The organism is Streptodolium elevatio, assembly GCF_053592165.1.
In genome coordinates, this window is the sequence record NZ_JBSFVE010000004.1 from 44,992 (window position 1) to 71,041 (window position 26,050).

The window sequence follows — 26,050 nt, forward strand, 5'->3', positions numbered from 1 at the left end:
CGCGGCCACGGGTGTTCGGGACGTGCGACGGCCCCCGCGTCCACGGAAGAATCACGCGGGGGCCGTCGGGTTTCGGGTCATGGCGACCCGAGGTGTCAGCCGTTGTAGCAGAAGTTCCCGAAGGCCGGGTTCAGCGCGCCGATGACGTTGACGCTGTTGCCGCACACGTTGATCGGGACGTGGATCGGCACCTGGATCACGTTGCCGGACAGCACGCCCGGCGAGCCCACGGCGACACCGTTCGCCCACGAGTCCGCCTGCGCGCCGCCCGCACCCAGCGCCAGAACCGCACCGGCCGCGGCGATGGTCACGGCCGTCTTCTTGATCCAGCTGGTCACATGATCTCCCTATGACAGTCGAAGACCGCCGTACGGCGGTCCAGAACCACGGTCGGGCCGCCGCCCCGGTGGTGGCAACCCGCATACGGGTGATTCACGGAGAGTGATGAAAATATGGGCGATTTCGGGCATCTTTCCCCTGAACGGCCCAACACCCCGGGGGACCCGGGGGCGCGGCCATGTGGTCCAGCGCGTGCGCCGGGGAAAGCCGCCCGCGCGGCTCAGAAGCGGTCGACGCCGGTCACCCGGACGACCGCGCGGCCCTCGGCGTCGGACGCGGCGAGGTCGACCTCCGCGCTGATGCCCCAGTCGTGGTCCCGCTCGGGGTCGTCGAAGATCTGGCGCACGCGCCAGCTCCACTCCTCCTCCTCGACCAGCAGCATCTTGGGCCCGCGCGCGTCCGGGCCGGTGCCCAGCTCGTCGTGCTCGGCGTAGTAGCCGCCCATGGCCTCGGCCCAGCGGTCGGCGTTCCAGCCGGACTCCGCGTCCAGCTCGCCGAGGTCGAAGTACTTGCGCAGCGCGGCCAGTTCCACCCGGCGGAACAGCGCGTTGCGGACCAGCACGCGGAACGCGCGGGCGTTGGAGGTGACCGGACGGGTCTTCTCGTCCAGGACGTCCGGACCCTGTGCCACCGCGTCCGGGTTGGCCAGTTGCTCCCACTCGTCGAGCAGGCTGGAGTCCACCTGCCGCACGATCTCGCCCAGCCACTCGATCAGGTCGAGCAGGTCGTCGGTCTTCAGGTCGTCGGGAACGGTCTGCTGCAGGGCCTTGTACGCGCTCGCGAGGTAGCGCAGCACGATGCCCTCGGCCCGGGCCAGCTCGTAGAAGTTCGTGAACTCCACGAACGTCATGGCCTGTTCGTACATCGTGCGGACGATCGACTTCGGGCTCAGCTCGTGGTCGCCGACCCAGGGGTGGCCGGTGCGGTAGACCTCGTAGGCGTGGTCGAGGAGGTCCTCCAGCGGCCGGTCGTACGTGATGTCCTGGATCAGCTCCATGCGCTCCTCGTACTCGATGCCGTCCGCCTTCATCTGCGCGACCGCCTCGCCGCGCGCCTTGTTCTGCTGGGCGGCGAGGATCTGGCGCGGGTCGTCGAGGGTGGCCTCGACGACCGAGACGAGGTCGAGCGCGTACGAGGGCGACTCGCGGTCCAGCAGCTCGAAGGCCGCCAGCGCGAACGTGGACAGCGGCTGGTTGAGCGCGAAGTTGTCCTGGAGGTCGACGGTGAGGCGCACGACGCGGCCCTCGGCGTCCGGGGCCTCCATCCGCTCGACGATCCCGCCGTCCAGCAGCGACCGGTAGATAGCGATCGCGTCGCGGATGTGCCGCCGCTGCGCGGACTTGTCCTCGTGGTTGTCGGTGAGCAGCCGGCGCATCGCGCGGAACGCGTCGCCCGGGCGCCCGATGACCGACAGGAGCATGGCGTGGCTGACCTTGAACCGCGAGGTGAGCGGCTCGGGCTCGGCGGTCTGCAGGCGGTCGAACGTCTCGCCGCTCCACGACACGAAGCCCTCGGGGGCCTTCTTGCGCACGACCTTGCGGCGCTTCTTCGGGTCGTCGCCGGCCTTGGCGAGCGCGCGCAGGTTCTCGATTTCGTGCTCGGGCGCCTGGACGACGACGTGCCCGACGGTGTCGAACCCGGCGCGTCCGGCCCGGCCGGCGATCTGGTGGAACTCCCGGGCCCGCAGGCGGCGCACGCGCACGCCGTCGTACTTGGACAGCGCGGTGAACAGCACCGTGCGGATCGGGACGTTCACGCCGACGCCGAGCGTGTCGGTGCCGCAGATGACCTTCAGCAGCCCGGCCTGTGCCAGCCGTTCCACGAGGCGCCGGTACTTGGGCAGCATGCCGGCGTGGTGCACGCCGATGCCGTGCTTGACCCAGCGCTCCAGGTTGCGGCCGAACTTGGTGGTGAAGCGGAAGTGGCCGATCAGGTCGGCGATCTGCTTCTTCTCCTCCTTGGTGGCCAGATTGATGCTCATGAGCGAGGCGGCGCGCTCGACGGCGGCGGCCTGCGTGAAGTGCACGACGTACACGGGGGCCTGGCCGACCCGCATCAGCTCTTCGAGGGTCTCGTGGATGGGCGTGGTGACGTACTGGTACGTCAGCGGCACCGGACGCACCGCGGACCGCACCACCGCGGTCGGACGGCCGGTGCGGCGCGTCAGGTCCTCCTCGAAGCGCGCGACGTCGCCGAGGGTCGCCGACATCAGCACGAACTGCGCGTGCGGCAGCTCGATGATGGGAATCTGCCAGGCCCAGCCGCGGTCGGGCTCGGCGTAGAAGTGGAACTCGTCCATGACGACCTGGCCGACGTCGGCGTCCTCGCCGTCGCGCAGCGCGATCTGGGCCAGCACCTCGGCGGTGCAGCAGATGATCGGCGCGGTGGCGTTGACGCTGGCGTCGCCGGTCATCATGCCGACGTTGGAGGTGCCGAACGCCTTGACCAGGTCGAAGAACTTCTCCGACACCAGGGCCTTGATGGGCGCGGTGTAGAAGGTGCGCCTGCCGCGCGCGAGGGCGTAGTAGTGCGCGCCGAGCGCGACCATCGACTTGCCGGACCCGGTGGGGGTGCTCAGGATGACGTTCGCACCGGAGACGACCTCGATGAGGGCTTCCTCCTGCGCCGGGTACAGGCTGATCCCGCGCTCCTCCGTCCAGGCGGAGAAGGCCTCGAAGAGGCTGTCGGGGTCTGTGTCGGAGGGGAGCCGGTCGATGAGGTTCACCCCACCATCCTGCCTGCTCGCGGGCCCGGCGTGGGTCAGCGGGTCAGAACAACCACCCGGTCGTCGACGTTGACCACGTGCCCGGCGCCGAGCCGGGCGAGCGGGCGGTCCCAGTGCAGGTGGCCGCACACCGTCAGGGTCGTGCCCGCGTCGAGGAGCCGCTCGCCGATGACGGGGTTGCCGTGCTGCTCGCGGCGCGCGCCGGGCGGCCCCTCGTGCAGCACCAGGACGTCCGGCGCGGCCCGGGCGACCTTGTCGAGCGCGGCCAGAAACTCCTCCTCGGCACGGCGGTCGGTGCGGCGCGGGTCGCCGATCACGCCGCTGACCCCGCCGAAGCGCACCCCGCCGTACTCCACCACGTCGCCGTCGAGCAGCGCCGCGACGCCGCCGAGCCCGGCGACCTCCTCGGCGGTGACGAGGTCGTGGTTGCCCGCGACGCCGACGATCCACGCGCAGCCGGCGGCGGCGAAGGCCAGCCAGACATCGGCGACTTCGCCCGACGCGCCGCGCCGGTTGGCGCGCGGCGCGGAGTAGAGGTCGCCCGCGAGGACGACGCCGACGCGGTCCGGGGCGGGCAGCAGGCCCGCGGCGGCCCACACGGCCATGTGGTCGGCGAGCGCGATGCCGAGCAGGACGTCCTCGCCGCCGTACGGCGACGGCGCGATCCCCTGGAGGTCTCCGGTCAGCACGACCGCGTCGACGCCCTCGGGCAGGGAGTCGACGCGCAATGCCTCGACGGCGAGCAGCGCGGTCTCGGTTCCGCCGCCGCGGCGGGCCCGCCGGTATCTGACCTGGGTGACCGGCTCCACTTTCCCATTGAGAACGCGCATGTCTCCAAAGGTACGGCGTAGCCTCCCGCGGGCGCCCGAGTGGATCTTGCCAAAACGCCGGTCCGCGGGCCGGCCCGACGCGTCGGGATGCCGGTCAGGTGCCGGTCAGGTGCCGTTCGCCCGCGGGTCGCTCACGCAGAGCGATGCATCCGGTGCGCGAAGTGCCGGACCCGGCTCTCGTGGCCGCTGCCGTCCCGTTCGGCCTCCTCGGTGCGGCCGGCGGGGTGGCCCGGGTCGTCGCCGCGGCCGTGGCCGCGCACCCAGGCCAGCAGCATCACGGACGTCACGGCGGCGAGCGCGCACCAGGTCGAGGCGAACTCGCGCGTCCAGATCCACGCGCAGATCGCCGCGCCCACCGCGCCGACGGCGCCGAACCAGACGAGGACGCGTTCGCCGGACGCCAGCAGCGAACCGAGCGTGGCCACCAGGTAGCCGGCGATGACGATCTGGGGGTGGTCGATGCCTATCGCGTACTGGACGGTGTGGCCGCGCACGGTGGCGTTCACCGGACCGGTCGCGAGCGCTTCGCCGAGATAGGCGGCGACCAGGACGCCGATGCCGAACAGCGAGCCCAGCACCACGCGGCGGTTGCGGCCGGCCGCCGGCCAGACGGCCAGCAGCACGCCGAGCGGCACCAGGAAAGGCAGGAGCGGGAAGGCTATGAAGGCCCAGATGCCGCGGGCGAGTTCCGCGGCCTGCTCGGTCGCCTTGCCCTCTTCGCCGCGCCACACGACCGCTTCCACGAGCTGGTGGAAGCCCAGGATCAGCGGTACGGACGCGAGCACGACGTCACGGGGACGGCGTACCGAGACGAGCGTTGCTATCCCGACCGCGCTGATGGCGGTGCCGCCTATGGCGTCGGCAGTGGCGCTCCAACACATACGACCTGTCGCTCCTGTTTCGTTCGTTCCAGCGTGGCACGCCCCGCCGGACCGCGCTCGGGCGGAATGGCGTAGACCTGTCGGTCTGTTGTTACCACCGCCGTAGGACGAACGCATCGACCAGGAGGCCACCGATGGCACCGCACTCCCGCGAACACCGCTACAGCGTCGAGGTCGAGTGGACCGGAAACACCGGCGACGGAACCGCCACCTACCGGGGCTACAGCCGCGACCATGACGTGCGCATTCCCGGCAAGCCCACACTGCTCGGCTCGGCGGACCCCGGGTTCCGCGGCGACGCCGCGCGGTGGAATCCCGAGGACCTGCTCGTCGCGTCGCTCAGCGAGTGCCACATGCTGTGGTACCTGGCGCTCGCGGCCCAGGCGGGCGTGGTGGTGACGGAGTACCGCGACCGCGCCGAGGGCGTGATGGCCACCGAGGCCGACGGCGCCGGGCAGTTCACCGAGGTCGTGCTGCGGCCGACCGTCACCGTCGCGGACGCGTCGATGGCCGCGAAGGCGGAGGCGCTGCACGAGACCGCGCACGCCAAGTGCTTCATCGCGCGGTCGGTGAACTTCCCGGTGCGCAACGCGCCGACCACGCACGCGGCGGTCTGAGCCAGGGGCGTTGCGGCGGCCCGAGCGGCGGTCCGGGTGAGGATCCGGAAGGCTGTACGGGGGGCGGCGAAGGCCACAGGAGGCCGGCGAGGCCGGGGAAGATCCAAGGAAGATCCGGGAAAAGTCCGGGAATAAGGGGCGCGGGCGCACCGGGTGGGGGTGGGTACGCCCGCGCCAAGGGGAGCAAGTCCCCTTGATGGCACAGACCCTGGGGGGTTGGGTCGAGCCTGGGCCGCCGGAGGGGGGGAGCCCCATGTCTTCCGGTCGGCCTGCGGAGCAACGTTAACGAGATCCGGGGCCGTTGAACACCTGATCCGGCCGATTTAAGGAAGGCTTAAGCCGGATGCGGTGACGAATGGGCGCACTATGCCCTTCCTGTGACGGATCGTCAGTCCCAATTGCGGCGCTGTTCAGCGCACATCGGCTGTTCGGCGGCCCTTGCGGGCCCGGCGGCCACGCCGGGATACCGCGACATTTCCGGCACCGAACCGCACCGAGACCTGCGCGCCGCCCAGCACCGAGCGCTCCAGGCGCACTTCCCCGCCGGTCGACTCGGCCACCCTACGCACGATGTCCAGGCCCAGACCGGTGGAGCCGGCGCCGCCGTCGCCGTGCCCGCGGCGCAGCGCGGTCTCCGGGTCGGCGATGCCGGAACCGCCGTCGGCGACCAGCAGGATCACGGTGTCCCCGGCGGCCGGTCCGCCCACGTGCAGGGTGACGGCGAACGGCGTGCCCTCGGCGGTGTGCCGGAAGACGTTGCCGAGCATCGCGTCGACGGCGGCGGCCAGTTCGGCGCGCGGCACGGGTACGCGTACCGGGCCCGCGGCCTCCTCGGCGCCGTCCAACCGCCAGTCGCGGTCCTCGTCCTCGGCCAGCGCGGACCAGAACGCGATGCGGTCGCGCACCACTTCGGCGATGTCGCTGCCGACCGGTTCGACGACGGAGGTCTGCCGCCGCGCGGTCAGGATGATGCGGTCGACCTCGCGTTCCAGTTGCGCGACCGCGTCGCGCGTCTGGTCGGCCACCGAACTGTCGCCCAGCGACGCCGCGTTCAGGCGCAGCGCGGTGAGCGGCGTGCGCAGCCGGTGGGACAGGTCGGCGGCGAGTTCGCGCTCCGCGGCCATCAGCTTCTCGACGTGGTCCGCCATGCTGTTGAAGGCTGCTGCCGCGTCCCGCAGTTCGGTGGGGCCCTCGGGGGTGATGCGCACGGTGAGGTCGCCGCCGCCGAGGGTTCCGGCGGCGCCCGCGAGGCTCTTGGCGGAGCGTACGACGCGCGCGCCGAGCCGGTCGGCGACCACCAGCGATCCGCCCACCAGCAGGACCGCGACGCCGGTGAGCACCAGCCATGCGGTGCCGACGCCGCGCGACGTGTCGCCCTCGGGCACGTAGACCTCGATCACCGTCACCGGGCCGTGCTCCAGCGCGACGGGCTGGAGCAGCGACCAGCCGCCCTTGGTGCGCACCCGGAAGGCCTGCGCCCGGTCGCGCGCCTTCTGCAGCGTCGCCGGGGCGGCGTGCGGGGCGCCGAGCACGCCGCCGTCGGGCAGGTGGACCGCCATGCGCCCGTCGGCGCCGGCCGGGACACTCGCCAGCGCGCGTTCCAGGGCGGACCGGTCGGTGGTGATCACCAGGGCCGGCTGGAGGGCGGCGGCCTGCCGTTCGGCGTCGGAGAACGCCCGGTCGCGGGCGATCTCGCGGACGACCAGGCCGAGGGGTATCAGGAAGGCGAGCGCGACCATGGTCGTCACCGCGAGGGCGACGCGGACCAGGGTGCCTCTCACGCCGGCGCCTCCAGCTTGACCCCCACGCCGCGCACGGTGTGCAGGTAGCGGGGCTGCCGGGCGGTCTCGCCGAGTTTGCGGCGCAGCCAGGACAGGTGCACGTCGATGGTCTGGTCGTCGCCGTAGGCCTGGCCCCAGACCTCGGCCAGGATCTCCCGGCGCGGCACGACGGTCCCCGCGCGCGACGCGAGGAAGGCGAGCAGGTCGAACTCGCGGCGGGTGAGGTTGAGCGGGGTGCCGTCGAGATCGGCCTCGCGGCGGCCGACGTCGATGTGCAGGCCGCCGGTCTGGAGTGCGTCGCCCCCGGTCCGCCCGCGTGCGCGCCGGAGCACGGCCGACATGCGCGCCCCCAGGTGTTCGCCGGAGAACGGCTTGGTGACGTAGTCGTCGGCGCCCGCGTTGAGCAGCCGGACGATCTCGGCCTCGTCGTCGCGGGCCGTGGCGATGATGACCGGGACGTCGGATATGCCGCGGAGCATCTTGAGGGCCTCGCTGCCGTCGAGGTCGGGCAGCCCGAGGTCGAGGATGACCACGTCGAAGGGGTGCTGGGCGACCTCGCGCAGGGCCTCGAGCGCGGTGCCGACGCTCCGGACGCCGTGCGCCTCCTGGGAGAGGTAGCGGATCAGCGCCGAGCGTACGAACTGGTCGTCCTCGACCACGAGCACCTGTGCCATGAGCCGAAACCGTATCGTCAGGCCCTGCGGGCGCGGGCCGGTACGTCCGAATTCCGGAACCCGCCCCTACTCGTGCGTATCGGCACGGCAGGATGTGCCCGTGCGACGAACGACGACCCGGGTGGCGGCGTGGCTGGCGGTGACGGCCGCCGCCGTGGCGCTGTCCTGGTACGCCGTGCGCACGGTCCTGCGTGACACCGTCTTCGAACCGCCGCGCGCCCCGGCGCTCGCCGCCGACGCCGTGCGCGGTCCCGCGCCCGACCCGGCCACTGTCGTGGCCGACGACGCCACGATCTCCGCGACCTCGCTGCCGGCACCGCCACCGACCACCCGGCCTCCGGCGCCGAGCAGCGCGCGACCGACGTCCGGGCCGCCGTCCGGGTCACCGCCCGCGAGCAGCGCGGCCGCGCCGACCCGGCCGTCGCCGGACCGGGACACCGTCGGCGGTCCCGGCCAGACCCGCAGCTTCGAGGTCAGGGGCGGCCGGGCGTCGTTCACCTTCCACGCCGACTCGGCGTCGCTCATCGCCGCCACCCCGGACTCGGGGTGGGCGGTCAAGGTGTGGCCGGGCGACCGCTGGCTGCGCGTCGACTTCACGCGCGGCGACCGCACGTCGTCGGTGTTCGTGACGTGGAACGACCACCCGCCGATCGCGGAGACGTACGAGGCCTGAGGCCGATCCCTACAAAACAGGGCCATTCGGGCGATACCGCCGCGGTCCGGTCATAGGTATGCCCCGCTGTGTCGACACCGCCGACTCACCTGCCGTTCGGACATATGTCCGAATCTGGTAAGCATGCCGACTCCGGGCAACGGGTAGGCGGCTCCTGGATCGTGTTCCGATCGGCTCATTCCTCCCAGGAGGCGGCAGATGTCCCAGGCCCACGTACACGCACGCGGCGGACCCGACCTGCCGTCACGCATATCCCGCGGGGCCCCGCCCGGCACCGGCCCCGCGACGACCCCGCGGAATCCGGGCACCCCGGACGCGCCGAACACGCCGGACGCCCCCGCCCCGGACACCCCGGACACCTCGCCGGCCGACGACCGGCCGCTCACCGAGTACGAGGCGGAGAGCCATGCCGCCGAGTCGTCCTTCCGAACCGGCCCGCCCACCCACGTGGGTGTCGAGATCGAGTGGCTGGTCCGCGACGAGTCGGACCCCGCCTGGCCGGTCACCGGCGAACGCATCAGCACCGCCCTCGAACCCGGGCCGATGCCCGGCGGCGGGCGCATCAGCCTCGAACCCGGCGGACAGATCGAGCTCAGCTCCTCCGCCCAGCCCTCCCTCGACCGCTGCATCGAGGCCGCCCGCATGGACGTCGCGCTGCTGCGCGACACGGCCGCCGAGGCGGGCCTCGTCCTGGCCGGCGCCGGCGTCGACGCCTACCGGGCCCCGCACCGCGCCCTCCAGCACCCGCGCTACGTCGCCATGGAGCGCTATTTCGACCGGTCCGGGCACTGGGGCCGCGTCATGATGTGCAGCACCGCGTCGGTGCAGGTGTGCCTGGACTCGGGCGACGAGACCGGCGGCCCGACCGGCATCCGGCACCGCTGGGCGCTCGCCCACCGCATCGGCCCCGTACTGCTCGCGATGTTCGCCAACTCGCCGCACCACGGCGGCCGGTCCACCGGCTGGGCGTCCACCCGGCAGTTGGCGTGGTCGCGCCTGGACGCGTGGCGCACCCGCCCGCCGGAGCACGGCCCGGACACCGATCCGCGCGAGGCGTGGTCGCGCTACGTCATGGACGCGCCGGTGATGTGCGTACGCCGCGACGAACCGGCCGACTGGACCGTGCCGGAGGGCATGACCTTCCGCGACTGGACGCGCGGCGCGCTCGACCCCGCACCCACCGCCGCCGACCTCGAACTGCACATCTCCACGCTGTTCCCGCCCATCCGGGCGCACGGCACACATCTGGAGCTGCGCATGATCGACGCGCAGCCGGACGACGGCTGGACCGTCGCCCTCGCGGTCACCACCGCCCTCCTCGACGACCCGGTGGCGTCGGCGCGCGCCTGGGAGCACACCGAGCAGCTCGCCGCCTCGGCCGCCTCCGCACCGCCCTACGCGTGGTGGCTGCGCGCGGCCCGGTTCGGACTCGCCGAGCCGCTGCTGCGCACCACGGCCCGTTCGCTGATGGCCGCAGCCCTGGACGCGCTGCCGGGAATGGGGGTTTCGCCGCAGGTGTTCACGGATGCCGTGGAGTTCGCATACCGCTACACCGACCGGGGGCGGGCGCCGGGCGACGACCTGATACCGGCTGCCGCGCACGAAGGGGCCCGCGATGCCGCAACCGTCCGCTGAGGCCGCCTGGCGGGCCTTGGACCGCGCCAGGACGCGCACGACCGCGCTGACCGACGCCGTCGACGACGCCGACCTGGTGCGCCAGCACTCGCCCCTGATGTCCCCGCTCGTCTGGGACCTCGCGCACATCGCGAGCCAGGAGGAGATCTGGCTGCTGCGCGCGGTCGGCGGGCAGGAACCCATGCGCCCGGAGATCGACGACCTGTACGACGCCTTCCGGCACCCGCGGTCGACCCGCCCGCAACTCCCGCTGCTGGGACCGGCCGAGGCCCGCGCGTTCGCCCACGACGTGCGAGGACGCGTACTCGACCTGCTCGACCGGGCGCCCGCCGACGACCCGCTCACGCGCGACGCCTTCGCGTTCGGCATGATCGCCCAGCACGAGCAGCAGCACGACGAGACGATGCTGGCGACCCACCAGCTGCGCGCCGGCGCCCCCGTCATCGACGCCCCGGACCCGCCGGGCGCGACCGACCTGCCGCCCGACGAAGTCGTGGTCCCCACGGGCCCGTTCACGATGGGCACCGCCACCCACCCGTGGGCACTGGACAACGAGCGCCCCGCACACACCGTGCACGTCGGCGCGTTCGCCCTCGACACGACCCCGGTGACCTGCGGGGACTACCTGCGGTTCATGGCCGACGGCGGCTACGACGACCCGCGCCTGTGGTCCCCGGAGGGCTGGGAGCACCGGATGCGCGACGAACTCGTGGCACCCGCCTTCTGGGTCCGCGACGGCGACGGCTGGCTGCGGCGGCGCTTCGGCGTCCTCGAACCGGTGCCGCCGGGCGAACCGGTCGTGCACGTCTCGTGGTTCGAGGCGGACGCGTACGCGCGCTGGGCCGGGCGGCGCCTGCCCACCGAGGCCGAGTGGGAGAAGGCCGCGCGCCACGACCCGGCCACCGGGCTCTCCCGCACCTACCCGTGGGGCGACGACGAGCCGACCGCGGCGCACGCCAACCTCGGGCAGCGGCACCTGCGTCCGGCCGCCGCGGGGGCGTACGCCGCGGGCGCCTCGGCGTACGGCGTGCGGCAGATGGTCGGCGACGTGTGGGAGTGGACCTCGTCGGACTTCGGCGGCTACCCCGGCTTCCGGGCGTGGCCGTACCGCGAGTACTCCGAGGTGTTCTTCGGCCCCGACTACAAGGTGTTGCGCGGCGGTTCGTTCGGCACCGACGCGGTCGCCTGCCGGGGCACCTTCCGGAACTGGGACTACCCGCAGCGCCGCCAGATCTTCGCCGGCTTCCGCACCGCCCGCGACGCGGAGCCCCACTGATGTGCCGTCACCTGGCGTACCTCGGCGCGGAGACGAGCATCCACCGGCTCGTCGTCGCACCGCGGCACGGCCTGTACGAGCAGTCGTGGGCGCCGCGCCGCCAGCAGCACGGCACCGTCAACGCCGACGGGTTCGGCGTGGGCTGGTACGCGGAAGGCGACCCGGTGCCCGCCCGCTACCGCCGCGCCGTCCCGATCTGGGCCGACCCGTCGTTCGCCGACGTCGCCCGGGTGACGCGTACGACCGCGCTGCTGGCGGCCGTTCGTTCCGCCACCCCCGGCACCGGCCAGGGCGAGGACGCGGCGGCCCCCTATACGGACGGCATCCACCTGTTCAGCCACAACGGACGGCTCGACGCCTGGCCCGAGGGGCTCGGCGCACTGGCCGCCACCCTGCCGCCCGCGGACCTGCTCGCACTCGAAGCGCGCTGCGACTCGGCGCTGTTGTGGGCCCTGCTGCGCCGGCGGCTCGCGGACGGCGAAACCGCCGACCGGGCCGCCGCGGCAGTGGTGGCGCAGGCCGCCGCACACAGCCAGGGCCGCTACAACATCCTCGTGACGGACGGCCGCACCATCACGGCCACCGCCTACGGCGACACCCTCTTCCACGGAAAACTGCCCGGCGGCGTCGTCATCGCCTCCGAGCCCGACGCGGACGGCGACTGGACCGAAGTCCCCGACCGCACGCTCGTGACGGCCACTCGGGAAGCCGTGCACCTGCACCCGATACCCCACGCGATGGCGGACAGGAGCTGACTGACCCGTGACCGGAACGACCAGGTTCAGCGTGCGCGGACACCTGCCCGAGGGCTACATGACCGACGCCCTGCGGCGCGACGTCTCCCTCGGCCTGACCGCGGAGCCGAAGTGGCTGCCCCCCAAGTGGTTCTACGACGGGCGCGGCAGCGAGCTGTTCGAGGAGATCACCCGCCTCGACGAGTACTACCCGACGCGCGCCGAGCGCGAGATCCTGCGGCGCCACGCGGTCGACGTCGCGGCCACGCTGCCCGCGCATACCCTCGTCGAACTCGGCTCCGGTTCCTCGGAGAAGACCCGCCTGCTGCTCGACGCGCTGCGTGACCTGGGCACGTTGGAGCGGTACGTGCCGGTCGACGTCAGCGAGTCGGCGCTGCGCGCGGCCGGCGAGGCGCTGCTCGCCGACTACCCCGACCTGGCGGTGGACGCGGTGGTGTCCGACTTCGACGCGCACCTGGGCATCCCGGAGGAGCCCGGGCCCCGGCTGGTGGCGTTCCTCGGCGGCACGCTCGGCAACCTCACCCCGGACGAGCGGGCGACCTTCCTCGCGGACGTACGCGCCCAACTGCGCCCCGGCGACGGCCTGCTGCTGGGCGCCGACCTGGTGAAGGACACCGGCGTGCTGGTCCGGGCGTACGACGACGCGCAGGGTGTCACAGCCGAGTTCAACCGCAACGTGCTGCGTGTCGTCAACCGCGAACTCGACGCGGACTTCGCCGTCGAGCGCTTCGAGCACGTCGCGGTGTGGAACGACGCGGACGAGTGGATCGAGATGCGGCTGCGCTCGCGCGGCGCGCAGACCGTGAAGGTGCGCGACCTCGACCTGGTGGTGGAGTTCGCGGACGGCGAGGAGATGCGCACCGAGATCTCCGCGAAGTTCCGGGCGTCGGGGCTGGCGATGGAACTGGAGCGCGCGGGCTTCTCGGTGGCGCGCTGGTGGACGGACGCGGAAAACCGGTTCGGACTGGCCCTCGCGATCCCCGTGTAGTCCGCGCCCGGCGGCGTGCGTCAGCAGAACTTCCGTTCCGCGGCGAAGGGATCGCGCGGGATGCGGAACTTCGTGCGGTCGTACGCCCCGGTGAGGTTGTCCACGAAACGCGACAGGCTCATGGGCTCGCGCACCGACGCCAGGAGCTCCTTCAGGTCGCCGCACGCCAGCGCGCGGCGCGCGGCGGCCAGCGCCTCCGCGGTCACGCCCGGCATCTCGGGCACGTAGGTGACCGACGGGTCGAGCTCCAGGGCCAGCAACCACACCTCGTCCAGCGGTTTCCGGTGGCCGGGCCACAGATGGCCGGGTGCGGGCTCCATGTGCGCGCCGACGGTGTTGGCGAGCCCCCAGAACTCGATGATGTAGCCGTCGAGCGGCACCAACGCGCCCGCGACGCCGAGGTATCCGCCCGGGAACGAGATCCGGCTGCCGCCGTGCACCGGGGCGAGCGGCAGCAGCAGAGGCGGCCCGCCGGCGGGGTCGAGCCGGACGAGTACCGGGCGGTCCGCGGCCAGTCCGGCGTCCACCGCGGCCTTGAGGCCCGGGAAGGCGATCGTCCACCGGCTCGTCCGGTCCGCGTTCCGGGAACCGGTGATCTCGATGTCGCTGATCCGCACGCGAGCCGTCAGATCGGGGTTGGCCACCTGGTGCGCGCCGTCGTTCCACGGCCCGGCGACGGCCACCGCCCACACGGCCGTGGCGGCGGCCACGGCGCCGAGGCGCGGGGTCGCGGGCAGGAGGAAGCCCGGGAGCAGCATGAGGAACAGCGCGGGCAGCAGCATGCGGCCCTGCATGTAGTCGCCGCCGACGCGGATCACGTATGCCGCGGAGACGAGGGCCGCGGCGACCGGGGTGAGGACGACGGCGAGACGGCGGCGGTCACCGCGCACCCGGGGCACCGCCCACGCCACGAGCAGGACGACGAACAGCGCGGCCGGGACGTACAGCGCCACCGGGTCGACGAGGTCCCACACGTAGCGCAGTCCGCGGTCGGCGTTGTCCTCCCCCGCCTCCTTGGTCAGCGCGGGAAGGGGCACCAACAGGCCGTAGTAGCCGGCCCGGAAGATCTCGTACGCGAGCGGCAGCGCGGCCGCGGCGGCGGCGTACCCGGCCGTGCGCCACGGCGACGGCCTCAGCAGCAGCCACAGTCCGACGAGGAAGACCGCGCCGATCACCGCAAAGTCGGGCCGGACCAGGAAGCCGAGTCCGAACCAGACCGCGTGCCACGCCTGCCATCGGGCACCGGGGCGCAGGTAGGAGCGCACCAGCAGCCACCAGCTCCCGCCCAGCCAGCAGGTTCCCAGTCCGGTGTCCAGCCCCGCGGTGGCGAACTCCCAGTACACGGGCAGCCCGACGAGGACGAGCACACCTGCGGGGACGACCCGGCGCGCGCGGCCGTGCAGGAGCAGCCTGCGGGTGGCGTCCAGGCCGAGGGCCACCCCGGCTGCGGTCAGCAGCAGCCCGGTCACGACGGCGGCGAATCCGATGTCGCCGGGGGTGACGGCGCCGATCAGCACCAGGAGCCACTGCCACAGCGTGCTGGTGTTGGCCTCCACGCGTTCGCCGGTGTTCACCACGGGGCCGTTGCCCGCGAGGATCTGCCGGACGGTGCGCAGGAAGATCGTGCCGTCGTCGGTCAGCGCCCGGTCGCGCCAGCCGAGCGCCGCGACGGCCAGCGTGGGGAGGGTCACCGCCGCGACGTTCCAGGCTCTCGTGACCCGGTCGCCGGTGTCCGGCGTCGCCCTGGACGGGGCTTCGCGCGGCGCCTCCGCCGTTTCGCGCGCGACCTCCGCGTCGGCGTTCGCAAGCGCGTCGACGGCTTCCTCGGGCCGGGCGGCTGGGCTGGGGCTGACAGTCACGAATCATTTCCTTCTGGGTATTTCGGGCAGACCGGAGGTGCGTCGGGCCGTGCCGGGACACCGCCTGACCGGCAACTGCCGGACCGTGCCCTGTGGGGGTGTACGTGATGCGCCGCTTGGGCCGAGTGGGGCTCCCGGGTGCGGCTGCGTGCGGCTATGTGCCGCCAGGTGCGGTGGAGTGCCGTGGGTGCGGCGGAGTGCCGCGGGGTGCCGTGGAGTGCCGTGACGGTCAGGCGTCCCAGGCGGGTGAGACCGCGATCGCCTCCATCTGCTCGCGCGTCAGGCCGCCGCCCTGTACCGGGACCGCCTTCTGCTCCTTCGGGTCCAGCACCCCCGAGTCGAGGCGGATCTCCAGGCCGCCCGGGTGGCGCACGGTCAGGACCTGCTGGATGGAGACCCCGTCCTCGACGACGTACGTCTCGGCCTTCACCGGCAGGCCGCCCTGGGTGCGGCCGACTTCGCACCCGCCCCGCTCGCAGACCAGCGGCGTGTTCTCGGCCACCGCCCTCAGGTGGATCCGGACTCTCGTGATGCTCTTGCCCGAGTGGACGAGCCCGTCCACGGTGGTCGGTCCGGCCGCCAGCCATGACATGTACGCGCCGGGGATGCCGGTCTGGATGATCCCGGGCAGGATTCCCGGCATCAGCGCGGCGTGGGGCGTGAGTGCGGCGCGGATGTCGTCCCAGGCAGGACTGGCGGCCACGGCCATGATCTCCGCCTTGCTCAGGACCGGAGCGGCGGCAGGGTCGGACGGCGCCAGGTTCGTCGCCCGGACCACGGTGCGGGTGTTGTCGGGCCCCAGGTGCATCGCCGACCAGGTCGTCATCGGCGGTGACGGCACGTACGTGGTCACGGAGCTGCCGTCCACGCCGTAGCTGACCTCGCAGCCGGAGTCCGGGCAGAAGACATCCCTGGCCAGGTCGGGGCCGCCTTGGGGTCGGTCGATCGAGACCTCGACACGGGACAGGCCGAACGCCTTGAGGAAGTCCGCCGTGACATGCGCTTCGCCGCGCAGCACCAGAGGACCGGACGCGGCGAACGACGTCACACCGTTCGACAGCATGCCGTCGCGCGGCAGGGCCGCGGTGAGGTTGTCGAGGAGGTTCCCGGTCCAGTTCTTCCGCAGGTCGACGGACCGCATCGCGGCCGGGTCGGGGGCATCGTCGCCGCCGGACAACCCGAGGCCACCGGACCTCGTGCCCACCAGCACGCTCCCCACGCAGAGCATCACGACCAGCGCGCCGGTCCAGCGCATCGCGTTCACGCGCCGCTGCCGGCGCCCGCGTTCGATCACCCGGCGCACGAGGTCCGGGCTGGGACCGCGGAACTCGTCCACCGCCGCGCGCATGACCTCGGGCAACTCGCGCTCGAAGCGGTCGGCGGCGGTCGGGTCCTCGGTGCCCCGCCACTCGGCTGCCGCACCGCCCCTGCGCGGCGGCGGTGTCCCGGGACCGGTCAGCACGACGCCGCCAGCAGCGTGATGTCGGCGCCGAGCACCACCCGCAGCCGGTCGAGCGCGCGCTTCGACCGGGTGCGGACGGCTCCCGGGCTGACCCGCAGGATCTCCGCGGTCACCTCGACGGAGCGGTCCTCCCAGTAGCGCAGCACGAGGACCGCGCGGTCCTGCGGCGACAGCCGGGACAACCCCGCCATCAGCGTGACGCGCAGATCTATGTCGTCGGACGCGCCCGCCGCCGTGTCCGGGAGCGAGTCGTCCGGCCGCTCCGAGGAACGCCTGAGCCGCTGCGTGGAGACGAACGTCCGGACGAGAGTCGTGTGCGCGTACGCGACCGGCGACTCCATCGCGCTCACCCGGCGCCACTTGCGGAAGAGCTTGCCGAGTGTGTCCTGCACCAAGTCCTCGGCCAGGTGCCAGTCACCGGTGAGAAGGCACGCGGTACGCAGCAACTGGCCGCTTCGCGCATGCGCGAAGTCCTCGAAGTCGCCCACCCCGCCCCCCGTCATGAAGCCTCCGCCCGTCGACGTCCCGGAGTCATGCGAGTAACGCTTCAAACCATCGGTTGCGTTACCCCCGCGCGCGATTTGGCCGCCGAATCGTTTCCGGAGCGGGGCGCGGACCGGGGCGTGAGGGTGAGGTTGCCGGATTCAGCCGTGGTCGAAGGGAGATGGCCGCGCGGGACGGGCGACGGCGAGTGATGACGGGAGCCGCCGCGCACCGCAGCCGGTGCGCGGCGGCGGTCAGGGGCGGGCCGCGGCGAGGGTCGCGACACCGCCGAGGTCGGCGTCGGTCGCCGCGGGTACGAGGACGAGCTCGTCGACACCCGCCGCCGCGTAGGCGGCCATTCGGGCCGCCGGTTCGCCGGTGACGGCCACGACGTCGACGATCTCCGGCGGGATCGCGGCCAGCAGGTCCCGGGGGTGGGGTCGGGTGCGGGCGTACGCGACCACGTCGCCGAACCCGGCCCGCGCGAACATGTCGCCGTACCCCGGGGCCGCAAGGTACGAGACCAGTCCGCGGCGCAACTGCTCCACACCCGGACCGGTCCCGCCGCCGAGCGCCGCGCACGCCCACAACGCCACCGTCGGCCGCGGACGGCCCGCCGCGCGGGCCGCCTTCTCCAGGTCCGCGACCAGGTCCGCGGCGGTCTCCGGCGAGACGAGGTTGAGCACCAGCCGGTCGGCGTGCCGGGCCGCGGTACGCAGCGCCGCCGGCCCGAACGCCGCGACGGTCAGCGGCCCGGAAACGGCCGGCAGGCGCAGGCGATAGCCGCTGCTGCGCACCACTTCCCCGACGCCGTCGGAGCGGCCGCCCGCGAGCAGGGTGCGCACCGTGCGCGCCGAGTCCTCGAGGGCGCGGGCCGCGCGGGCGCGGGAGCGGCCGTGCCAGTCCTCGACCACCACGGTCGACGACGTGCCGAGCGCGACGGCGACCCGGCGGCCCGTCAGATCGGCGACGGAGGCGGCACCCGCCGCGATCATCGCGGGGTCGCGCACGGTGACCGCGATCGGGCCGAGGACCAGCGGGATGCGGGTGGTGCGCGCGGCGACCGCCACCGCGAGGGCGAAGGCGTCGTACGTCGCCATCTCGCCGATCCACAGCTCCTCGTAGCCCAGCCGGTCGGCCGCCTCCGCGGTGCGCAGCGCCTCCTGCGGCGGCCGGTCCTGCCAGAGTCCGAGGGAGACCGAGAGCTTCACGCGACCGCCTCCAGCACCACGGCGCTGCCCAGGCCGGCCGCGCCGCTCACGGCGGCGACGCCGTAGCGGGCGTGCGAGCGGGCGAGTTCGTCGGCGCAGGCGCCGATCAGGATCGCGCCGGTCGCGCCGAACGCGTGGCCCATGGCGATCGTGCCGCCGTTGACGTTGAAGCGGTCGGCGCCGAAGCCCAGGTCGCGCTGGATCTTGACGCACAGCGCGGCGAAGGCCTCGGCGTACTCCACGACGTCGACGTCGCCCGAGCGCAGGCCCGCCCGCTCGATGGCGCAGCCGACCGCGGTCTGCCCGGCGACGAGCATGCGCACCGGGTCGGCCCCCGCGGTGGCGGACGAGGCGATCCGGGCCATCGGGGTGATGCCGAGGCGCTCGGCCTCCCGGGCCGTGCCGATGAGGGCGACGCAGGCGCCGTCGGCGAGCGACGGCGAGGTGCCGCGGGTGTGCACCAGGCCGGTGCGGTCGACCAGGGCGTCGAGGAGCTGCCGGACGAGGTCGAGGGGTGTCACCGAGGCCAGTCCCCCACGCTGCGTGGACTTGCCGCGCGGGGTCCGCACGTACGCGAGCAGGTAGGCCTCGTCGAGTGCTGCCGTCACGCGGCCCCTCCCCGGGAGATGACGGTGGCGACGGCCGTCGTGAAGGAGCCGCCGATGTTGACGGTGAGCGCGGTACGGGCGCCTTCGACCTGGATCGGCCCCGCGGTGCCGGCGACCTGGCGGGCCGCGTCGACGGCCATGCGCACGCCGGTCGCGCCGACCGGGTGGCCGAGGGCCAGCAGGCCGCCGCCGGGATTGACGGGCAGCGAGCCGCCCGGGTCGGTGACCCCCTCCTCGACGACGCGGCCGCCCTCTCCCGGCGCCGCAAGTCCGATGTGCTCGAAGGCGACCAGCGAGCTGATGGTGAAGCAGTCGTGCAGTTCGGCGACGTCGAGGTCCGCGACGCCGCCGATGCCGGCCCTGCGGTACGCGTCCGAGACCGCGCCCGCGAGGTGCGGGAACAGCGGGCCGCCGGGGTCGCGTCGGGCGAGCTTGTCGGCGAGCAGCAGGCTGTCGGTGCGGTGGCCGAAGCCGCGCAGGCAGGGTACGCCGCTTAGTTCGCGGCCTCGGGCGCGCGCCCAGGCGGCGGCGTAGCGCGGGGACGCGAGCAAGAGCGCGGCCGCGCCGTCGGTGATGCGTCCGCAGTCGGTACGCCGCAGGCGCCCTTCGACCAGCGGGTTCGCGGTGTCGTCGGGGGTGAAGGCGGCGGGCTCGAAGTTCCAGTCGCGGGCCTGGGCGTACGGGTTGCGGCGCGCGTTCGCGAACGCGCCGCGGGCGATGGCCCCGAGGTGGGCCGGGTCCAGGCCCCAGCGTTCGTCGTACGCGTCGGCGACCTCGGCGAACAGCGCGGGCCACGGGAACGTCGCGCCGACCGCCTCCCGACCCGCCCATGCGGCGCTGCCGAGGTTGGCGGCGGCGGCGTCCGCCGAGACGTTGCGCATGAGTTCGACGCCCACGACGAGCGCGAGGTCGTACCGGCCCGCGCCGAGGTCGGCGTCGGCGGCCAGCAGCGCGGTGCCGCCGGAAGCGCACGCCGCTTCGTGGCGCGTGCTGGGGAGGCCGGTGAAGGCGGGTACCGCGCTGACCGTGAGGCCGCCCAACTGCGATTGTCCGGCGAACAGTTCGCCCGCGTGGTTGCCGACGTGCAGCACCTCGACGTCGGCGGCGTCGACGGACGCGTCGGCGAGCGCGCCCTCGACGGCTTCGCGCAGGAGGTCGACGAGGCCGAGCCCTTCCTTGGCCCAGTTGCGGGCGAAGTCCGTCTGGGCGCCGCCCAGGATGTACGCGGTCATGTCGCCTCCTGGCCCGTGGGGTCCGTGGGGTCCGGCGTACCGGCATAGCGGGCGCGGAGTTCGGCTTTGAGCACCTTGCCCACCGGGTTGCGCGGCAGCGCCTCGACGAGTTCGAGGCGCTCGGGCAGCTTGTACGTGGCGATCCGGCGGTCCTTCAGGAAGCCCACCAGTTCGTCGAGCGTGAGCGCCGCACCAGGCTTCGCCACCACGACGGCGCAGGCGCGCTCGCCGAGCACGGGGTCGGCCACGGCGACCACCGCGACATCGGCGACGGAGGCGTGGGCGAGGATGTGGCCTTCGAGTTCGGCTGCGGAGATGTTCATGCCGCCGCGTACCACGATGTCCTTGGCGCGGTCGACGTAGCGCAGGTAGCGCGGGTCGCCGTCGGCGTCACGGGCGTACGCGAACACGTCGCCGGTGCGGAACCAGCCGTCCTCGTCGAACGCGTCGGCGCGGTTACGGCCCAGGTACCCGGCGAAGACGTTCGGCCCTTGCAGCCGCAACTCCCCAGGCACGTCCGCCTCGTGGATCTCCGCGCCGGTGGCGAGGTCGACCAGGCGCGTGCGCATCCCGTGCGCGGCACGGTTGTCCCAGGTGTGGTCGGGCGAGCCGAAACGCGGGAAGTAGTGGGCGCGTTCGCGGTGGTCGGGGACGGTTGCGGGGCCGGAGACGAGGCTCGCCCCCTCGTTCGACCCGAAGAAGTTGAGCACCTCGATGCCGAAGCGCTCGTGCCATCCGACGGTCACCGCCTCGGTCAGCGGTGCGGAGCCGGAGCCGACGACGCGCAGGCTCGCGAGCGCACCGGGCGGGAGGGCGTTCTGTGCGTCCTGGGCGAGCACCATGGTGAGCAGCGCGGGCGGGACGACGGTGTACGTGACGCGCTCGCGGGCGATCTGGCCGAAGAACGTCTGCGGGTCGAACGGCTGGTGCTGCACCAGCACGGCGCCCGTCATCAGCCACGGCACGAACATGCCGCCGATGCCGGCCATGTTGACCATCGGAAACGGGTTGAGGAGCACGTCGTCGGCGGTCAGATCGGCGGCGTCCACGCTGCCGAGCGCCATCGGCGTCCAGTCGTCCGGGCACCGGGGCACGCCCTTGGGCACGGCCTCGGTGCCGGAGGTCCAGCAGATGGTGACGCAGTCGCCCGGGTGTGCCGTGAACGACTTTAGGTGTGCGGCCAGCGACTCGGCCGCCCTGGCGTCGGTTGCGCGGGAGTCGGCGTCCCGGGCGGCCGCGTCCCCGGGCGCGGCGAGGGTCGCGTCCAGGCCGACGATGCCTTCGACGCCGTCCGCGGCACCGGTCGCGTCGCCGAACGCGAGCACGCGGATGGTGTCCGGGTAGACCTCCCGGGCGGCGCGGGCGGATGCGCGGGTGCCGATGCGCGTCGCGGTCACGAAGGCGGTGACACCGGCGAGTTCGCCAAGCGTCCCGATTTCGTGCTCGCGGTGCTGGACCGGGAACGGCGTGACGATGCCGCCCAGCCTGGCGACGGCGAGGTAGACGGCGGCGAGTTCGACGCAGTTGGGCAGTTGCACGCCGACCACGGATTCGCGGCCCACTTCGTGGTCCAGCAGCATGGCGGCCAGCCGGTCGACGAATGCGTCCAGTTCGGCCCAGGTCAGGCGTCGGGCCGAGCCGTCGAGGTGCGTCGCGCGGTTCGCGGGGTCGACGACTGCGGTGGCGTCGGGGCGTTCCGCGACGCGGGCCCGGAACAACTCGTCCCAGGTGGGCACTCCCCACCAGCCGGCCTCGGTGTACGCGGCCTCCCGCTCGGAGGGATGCAGTCTCACCGCGCCTGCTCCAGCTGCTCGGCGCGGATCCAGCACGAGTGGAAGCCGGTGGGCACGCGCTGCGGCAGCAGGATGCGGCACACCGGGCCCGCGCCCAGGTCGGCGGCGTCGAGCACGACGACCTCGGAGCGGTCCTCGCGCTCGTCGTGCACGAACGACACGAGGTAGCCGTCGTCTTCCGCGGTGCCGCCGTCGCGTGGCGCGAAGGGGGCCTCGGAGCCCCACCTGCCCGGTCCGAAGCGGTGGTCCTGGCGTTCGCCGGTGTGCAGGTCGTAGCGTACGAGGCCGTCGAACAGCAGGGTGTCCTCCCGGGCGATGTGCACGGCGTACCCGAAGCGGTTGCGGCGGCCGGTGACGCGCGAGTCGATCATCGGGAACTCGGTGTTGTCGTCGTCGCGCGGGCCTTCGGTGGTGGTGCCGGTGCGCAGGTCGAACCGGTAGCGCCACAGCTGCGCGTCGAGGCGCAGGTACGCCAGCATGCGGGCGAGCGGGTGGCTGATGCGCGGCTGGTGCTGCGGGTCTTTCACCCGGCAGACGTCCATGACGATCTCGTGGCCCTCCTCCCACGCGTTGACGACGTGGTAGATGTAGCCGGGCCGCGCCTCGAACCACCGCACCGACGAGTTGTCGCTGCGCCTCGGCAACACCGCGAACCGGGACGGGAGTTCGCGGTCGAAGTGGATGCGGTAGCGGCCCTGGCGACGCGCCTCCTGGTCCTGGACGAGCGGCAGGTCCATGAGGATCGCGTGGTTCTCGGTGATCGCCATGTCGTGCGGCAGCCGGGGAGCGGGCAGGTCGATCGCGGCGACGTGCTCGACGACTCCGGCCGGACCGACGATGCCGTACCTAAGGTACGGCGGCTCGGGTCCGTAGTCGAACCAGAACAGCTCTCCGGTCGCCTCGTCCACCTTGGGGTGGGCCATGAAGTCGCCGGCCAGGGTGCCGAGGAAGGTCTCGGCGCCGATCGTCCGCAGCGACAGCGGGTCGAGGCTCATCGGGGTCCCGCACAGGTACCACGTGGGCAGGACGCGGCCGTTGAAGAAGACCACGTCGGTGTTGGCGGAGTCCTTGATGCCGAGGCCGTGGCCGTTCCCGAACGGGTTGCCCTTGGGGTCCTCCATGACGCCGGACCACAACGCATGTCCGGCCGCGGTCTCGGCGTCGAAGGCGGCCGTACGCACCCACCGGTTCATGTACCTGGCGCGGCCGTTCTCGAAGTGCAGGCCGTGGATCATGCCGTCGCCGTCGAACCAGTGGTAGCGGCCGGGCGCGGCGAAGCGCCGATTGGGGCCGTTGCGCAGGTAGACGCCGTTGAGGTCCCTCGGGATCTCACCGATTACTTCCAGATCGTCTGCATCGATCTCGGTCCCGACCGGGGCGTACACGCCCAGCAGGTACGGGTTCTCCTCGCCCTCCGGCACGGCGCGCTCCGCGGAGTCGTCGCGCTGGATCCGGTTGATCTGTGGGACTTCCGTCATTTCCGCCTCCGCCGAGCACATGAACCTGATCGGGACATCCGGGTGGTGCGGCGTGCGACGTGCGCTTGCGACGGTACTTCGTCAATCGGGATACTTCCAGAGTGAAAGTGACTGCTCCGGCTCCCACCTCGCTCGGGCACGGGCTGCTCGTCATGGGCGACCTGTGGAACCTGCTCATCGTCCGCACGCTGCTCACCGAGGGCCCCGCGCGCTTCGGCGACCTGCGGACGCGCCTGGGCATCTCGGACCCGGTGCTGACCCGACGGCTGCGCGACCTGGCGTCGGACGGGCTCGTCGAGGCGCACGAGTACCACGCCTCGCCCCCGCGCCACGAGTACCGCCTGACGCCGTCGGGCGAGGAACTGTGGCCCGCGCTGGCGGCACTGCACGCGTGGGACCGGCGCTGGGCGCCCGGCTCGGCCCTCCGGCTGCGCGGCGCGCTGACCCACGCGGCGTGCGGCAACCGCACGGACCCGGTGTTCGGCTGCGGCGCGTGCGGCGCGATCGGCCTCAGCGCGCGGGACACGACCGCCTCCGTCGACAGATCGGTGCCCTTCGCCTCGACCAACCCGCGCCGCCGCTACCACCGTTCGGCCTCGGTCGGCGGACGCGACGGCACCGCGCCGCACAACGGCTCCGCCCCCGCCCCGGACGCGCCCGTGGCGGGGGCGGCGGTGCTCGCCGACCGCACCTCCACATCGCTGCTCGCCGCCGCGCTCCTCGGCCACCGCCGCTTCGGCGACTTCCAGGCGCTGCTGCACGACACCGCGCCGCACACCGTGACCACGCGCCTGACCCTGCTCACCGACCAGGGCATCCTGGATAGAACACCCCTACGCGACGGCGGTCGGCGACACGGCTACCGACTCACCCCCAAGGGCCACGACTTCTTCCCGACCTTCGCCTTCCTCATCGCCTGGGCCGCCCGCTGGTTCCACCAGGACGGCCGCCCCGGCGTACACATCACCCACCGCGCCTGCGGCGCCGACCTCCTCCCCCGCTGGACCTGCAACGCCTGCAACGGCGAACTGACCACCTTCACCCTCACCCCGCCCCCAGAACCCACCTGACCGTGGCAGGGCCGGCGGACGGGCCTCGACCCATTCAGCCGCGAGGACCTGAGGGCGTGAGGATCTGAGGGCGTGAGGATCTGAGGGCGTGAGGAATGAGGGTGGAAGCCGTGATGACGTCAAGCCGCGAGGTTCGTGAAGCCGTCGGCGGGGCGAGTGTGCGGGGGGTCAGTCGCGGGCGGAGGGGGCGGGGCCGGTGTTGCCGCGGGCGGTGTACATGGCGACGGTGAGGTCGCGGATGAAGTCGGTGCGGCCGTCCTCGTCGAGGCGTACGAGCGCGCGGCGGGTGAACTGGTCGACGGCCTGGGAGACGGTGTCGACGACGTCGTCCAGTACGGCGGTGCGGGTCGAGGCGTCGAGGGCGGCGATGCGGCGGCGCAGCATCGACTCGGCGACCTGCGGCGCGTAGTCGATGTGCAGCGCCTGGGCGGAGAAGACCTGGACGCCGGCCGCGGTCATCGCGCCGGACAGGCGCCGGGTCATCTCGTCGTTGACGTGCTCGGTGTCGCGCAGGGACGCGGCGCCGCGGGTGAAGCTGTCGCACGGCAGGCTCGCGGTGACCGCGCTCACCGCCGCCTCGATCTGCTGCCGGAGGTACTGCTCGTGGTCGCGTACCGCGAACTTGGCGCGCGCGGTGTCCCGGACCTGCCACACCACCAGGACCATGACCTGGAGCGGGGTGCCCTGACGGTCGGTCAGGTCCATGGGGCGGCTGCGCCAGTGGCGCAGGCGGGCGTCGACCTTGCGGCGCCGCCGGAGGGGCACCGCCCACACGAGGCCGGTGCGCCGGACCGTGCCCTTGTAGCGGCCGAACCGGCTCATGACGCGTACGGAACCGGCCGGCACGACGAACATGCCGAGCAGGAGCACCAGGCCGAGGACCGCCGCGCAGGCGCCCGCGGCGACGGCGGCCGGTTCCGAAACGTCCAGGAGTGCGCTGCCGCGCAGCTGGTCGGGCAGCCGCGAGTCGACGTGGCCGGACGCCGCGACCGCCCACACGACGCCGCACACGGATGCGAGCAGGGCCGTGCCCGCGAGCCAGCCGGGCAGGACGAACGCCGGGCGTTCGCGGAGCTCCTGGTCGGCGCGCGGGAATCGTACGCGGGTGAGGGAGGGGGAGGGGTCCTCGGGGGCGGCGACGAAGTGCGCGTCACCGAAGGTCGCGGTCGCCGCCGCCGTGGTCGCCGGTGTGGCCGGTGCCGCGGACTTGCCGGCCGGGACCGGGGCGACGGCCGCGTCGGTCTGCGTGCGGGTGCTCTTGGTGGCCATGTCCTTGCCCCGTTCCGGCGGGTCGAGCGGGTCACGTTGCGGCGCGTACGGCATCGCGGCGTCGGCTGCGGTGCCCACGGGGCTCGCCGTCGCCGAGCCCAAGCCGGCGGCGGACAGCGCACGGATCTCGGCGGTGTCCAGGACGCGGCCGTCCAACGGCGTTCCGCCGGAGCTGTCGGCGCGGTCCAGGACGGTCACGATCACCGGCGCGGCGCCGCGGCTCGGTCCCGTTCCGGAACCGGCCTCGGTGGTGTATTCGGTACCGGTTCCGGTGCTGGTTCCGGTTCCGGCGCTCGTACCGGCGCCGGTTGCGAACCCCGTGCCCGTGACGCTGCCGACGCCTGTGCCGAGCCTGCGGCGGCCTCCTGGCCCCGTCCATTCCCCTGTCGAGTCTTCGCGTGTCACCTGTGC

At 73.2% G+C, this 26,050-nt stretch carries 22 protein-coding genes; 7 read left to right on the forward strand and 15 right to left on the reverse strand.

The genetic code is table 11. From position 1 onward, the window contains the following. Positions 1 to 95: 95 nt before the first annotated feature. The 4 genes from ACWD12_RS09905 to ACWD12_RS09920 form a co-directional block, all read right to left on the reverse strand. Positions 96 to 338 carry a chaplin gene (locus ACWD12_RS09905; protein WP_358355974.1) on the reverse strand — a complete coding sequence of 81 codons (243 nt, stop codon included), beginning with the start codon at positions 336 to 338 and terminating at the stop codon, positions 96 to 98. A 221-nt stretch (positions 339 to 559) separates the two neighbouring features. Next, positions 560 to 3,103 carry a DEAD/DEAH box helicase gene (locus ACWD12_RS09910; RefSeq protein WP_450099373.1) on the reverse strand — a complete coding sequence of 848 codons (2,544 nt, stop codon included), beginning with the start codon at positions 3,101 to 3,103 and terminating at the stop codon, positions 560 to 562. Next, entirely contained in the window at positions 3,100 to 3,894 is a 795-nt protein-coding gene (locus tag ACWD12_RS09915) for a metallophosphoesterase family protein (protein WP_450099099.1), read from the reverse strand. Before ACWD12_RS09915 ends, ACWD12_RS09910 begins: the two co-directional genes overlap by 4 nt. 131 nt (positions 3,895 to 4,025) lie before the next feature. Continuing rightward, the gene (locus ACWD12_RS09920; RefSeq protein WP_358355979.1) at positions 4,026 to 4,775 is read right to left on the reverse strand and encodes a DUF6629 family protein; all 750 of its coding nucleotides are present in this window, start codon (positions 4,773 to 4,775) and stop codon (positions 4,026 to 4,028) included. A 134-nt stretch (positions 4,776 to 4,909) separates the two neighbouring features. Between ACWD12_RS09920 and ACWD12_RS09925 the strand changes: the two genes are divergently transcribed. Continuing rightward, positions 4,910 to 5,392, forward strand: a complete 483-nt coding sequence (locus tag ACWD12_RS09925) for an OsmC family protein (RefSeq protein ID WP_358355981.1) — start codon at positions 4,910 to 4,912, stop codon at positions 5,390 to 5,392. 410 nt (positions 5,393 to 5,802) lie between these two features. Here ACWD12_RS09925 and ACWD12_RS09930 read toward each other — a convergent pair whose 3' ends face one another. Both ACWD12_RS09930 and ACWD12_RS09935 read right to left on the reverse strand, forming a co-directional pair. Continuing rightward, positions 5,803 to 7,173, reverse strand: a complete 1,371-nt coding sequence (locus ACWD12_RS09930; protein ID WP_358355983.1) for a sensor histidine kinase — start codon at positions 7,171 to 7,173, stop codon at positions 5,803 to 5,805. Then, positions 7,170 to 7,847, reverse strand: a complete 678-nt coding sequence (locus tag ACWD12_RS09935; protein ID WP_358355985.1) for a response regulator transcription factor — start codon at positions 7,845 to 7,847, stop codon at positions 7,170 to 7,172. The genes ACWD12_RS09930 and ACWD12_RS09935 overlap by 4 nt, the downstream gene beginning before the upstream one ends. A gap of 100 nt (positions 7,848 to 7,947) precedes the next feature. On the opposite strand from ACWD12_RS09935, the gene ACWD12_RS09940 reads away from it, so the two are divergent. The 5 genes from ACWD12_RS09940 to egtD all read left to right on the forward strand — a co-directional run bounded on the left by ACWD12_RS09940 (position 7,948) and on the right by egtD (position 13,174). Next, complete coding sequence (locus ACWD12_RS09940; protein WP_450099100.1) at positions 7,948 to 8,520, forward strand: hypothetical protein; 573 nt, start codon at positions 7,948 to 7,950, stop codon at positions 8,518 to 8,520. 198 nt (positions 8,521 to 8,718) lie between these two features. Further along, the gene (gene egtA, locus ACWD12_RS09945) at positions 8,719 to 10,155 is read left to right on the forward strand and encodes an ergothioneine biosynthesis glutamate--cysteine ligase EgtA (protein WP_450099101.1); all 1,437 of its coding nucleotides are present in this window, start codon (positions 8,719 to 8,721) and stop codon (positions 10,153 to 10,155) included. Further along, positions 10,136 to 11,431 (forward strand): ergothioneine biosynthesis protein EgtB, encoded by a 1,296-nt coding sequence (egtB, locus tag ACWD12_RS09950; protein WP_450099102.1) that lies wholly within the window; start codon positions 10,136 to 10,138, stop codon positions 11,429 to 11,431. The genes egtA and egtB overlap by 20 nt, the downstream gene beginning before the upstream one ends. Further along, positions 11,431 to 12,186: an ergothioneine biosynthesis protein EgtC gene (egtC, locus tag ACWD12_RS09955; protein WP_450099103.1), complete on the forward strand. Its 756-nt coding sequence runs from the start codon at positions 11,431 to 11,433 to the stop codon at positions 12,184 to 12,186. The genes egtB and egtC overlap by 1 nt, the downstream gene beginning before the upstream one ends. Positions 12,187 to 12,244: 58 nt before the next feature. After that, positions 12,245 to 13,174, forward strand: a complete 930-nt coding sequence (egtD, locus tag ACWD12_RS09960) for an L-histidine N(alpha)-methyltransferase (RefSeq protein WP_450099374.1) — start codon at positions 12,245 to 12,247, stop codon at positions 13,172 to 13,174. Positions 13,175 to 13,194: 20 nt separating this feature from the next. Here egtD and ACWD12_RS09965 read toward each other — a convergent pair whose 3' ends face one another. The 8 genes from ACWD12_RS09965 to ACWD12_RS10000 form a co-directional block, all read right to left on the reverse strand. After that, positions 13,195 to 15,033, reverse strand: a complete 1,839-nt coding sequence (locus ACWD12_RS09965; RefSeq protein WP_450099104.1) for an ArnT family glycosyltransferase — start codon at positions 15,031 to 15,033, stop codon at positions 13,195 to 13,197. A gap of 229 nt (positions 15,034 to 15,262) precedes the next feature. After that, on the reverse strand, positions 15,263 to 16,495 hold the full coding sequence (locus ACWD12_RS09970; RefSeq protein ID WP_450099105.1) for a hypothetical protein: 1,233 nt from the start codon (positions 16,493 to 16,495) through the stop codon (positions 15,263 to 15,265). Continuing rightward, entirely contained in the window at positions 16,489 to 16,998 is a 510-nt protein-coding gene (locus ACWD12_RS09975) for a SigE family RNA polymerase sigma factor (protein WP_450099106.1), read from the reverse strand. Before ACWD12_RS09975 ends, ACWD12_RS09970 begins: the two co-directional genes overlap by 7 nt. Before the next feature lie 234 nt (positions 16,999 to 17,232). After that, positions 17,233 to 18,189, reverse strand: coding sequence for an LLM class F420-dependent oxidoreductase (locus tag ACWD12_RS09980; protein WP_450099107.1), 957 nt, complete (start codon positions 18,187 to 18,189; stop codon positions 17,233 to 17,235). Beyond that, positions 18,186 to 18,797: a beta-ketothiolase gene (locus ACWD12_RS09985; RefSeq protein WP_450099108.1), complete on the reverse strand. Its 612-nt coding sequence runs from the start codon at positions 18,795 to 18,797 to the stop codon at positions 18,186 to 18,188. Before ACWD12_RS09985 ends, ACWD12_RS09980 begins: the two co-directional genes overlap by 4 nt. Continuing rightward, positions 18,794 to 20,029, reverse strand: a complete 1,236-nt coding sequence (locus ACWD12_RS09990; RefSeq protein ID WP_450099109.1) for an acetyl-CoA acetyltransferase — start codon at positions 20,027 to 20,029, stop codon at positions 18,794 to 18,796. Before ACWD12_RS09990 ends, ACWD12_RS09985 begins: the two co-directional genes overlap by 4 nt. Further along, a complete protein-coding gene (locus ACWD12_RS09995) occupies positions 20,026 to 21,822 on the reverse strand; it encodes a class I adenylate-forming enzyme family protein (protein ID WP_450099110.1) in 1,797 nt (598 codons plus the stop codon). The genes ACWD12_RS09990 and ACWD12_RS09995 overlap by 4 nt, the downstream gene beginning before the upstream one ends. Further along, the gene (locus ACWD12_RS10000; protein ID WP_450099111.1) at positions 21,819 to 23,300 is read right to left on the reverse strand and encodes a carotenoid oxygenase family protein; all 1,482 of its coding nucleotides are present in this window, start codon (positions 23,298 to 23,300) and stop codon (positions 21,819 to 21,821) included. The genes ACWD12_RS09995 and ACWD12_RS10000 overlap by 4 nt, the downstream gene beginning before the upstream one ends. 101 nt (positions 23,301 to 23,401) lie before the next feature. Between ACWD12_RS10000 and ACWD12_RS10005 the strand changes: the two genes are divergently transcribed. Continuing rightward, positions 23,402 to 24,370 carry a winged helix-turn-helix transcriptional regulator gene (locus ACWD12_RS10005; RefSeq protein ID WP_450099112.1) on the forward strand — a complete coding sequence of 323 codons (969 nt, stop codon included), beginning with the start codon at positions 23,402 to 23,404 and terminating at the stop codon, positions 24,368 to 24,370. Positions 24,371 to 24,538: 168 nt separating this feature from the next. Here ACWD12_RS10005 and ACWD12_RS10010 read toward each other — a convergent pair whose 3' ends face one another. Continuing rightward, a complete protein-coding gene (locus ACWD12_RS10010; protein ID WP_450099113.1) occupies positions 24,539 to 26,044 on the reverse strand; it encodes an SPFH domain-containing protein in 1,506 nt (501 codons plus the stop codon). Positions 26,045 to 26,050: the final 6 nt, after the last annotated feature.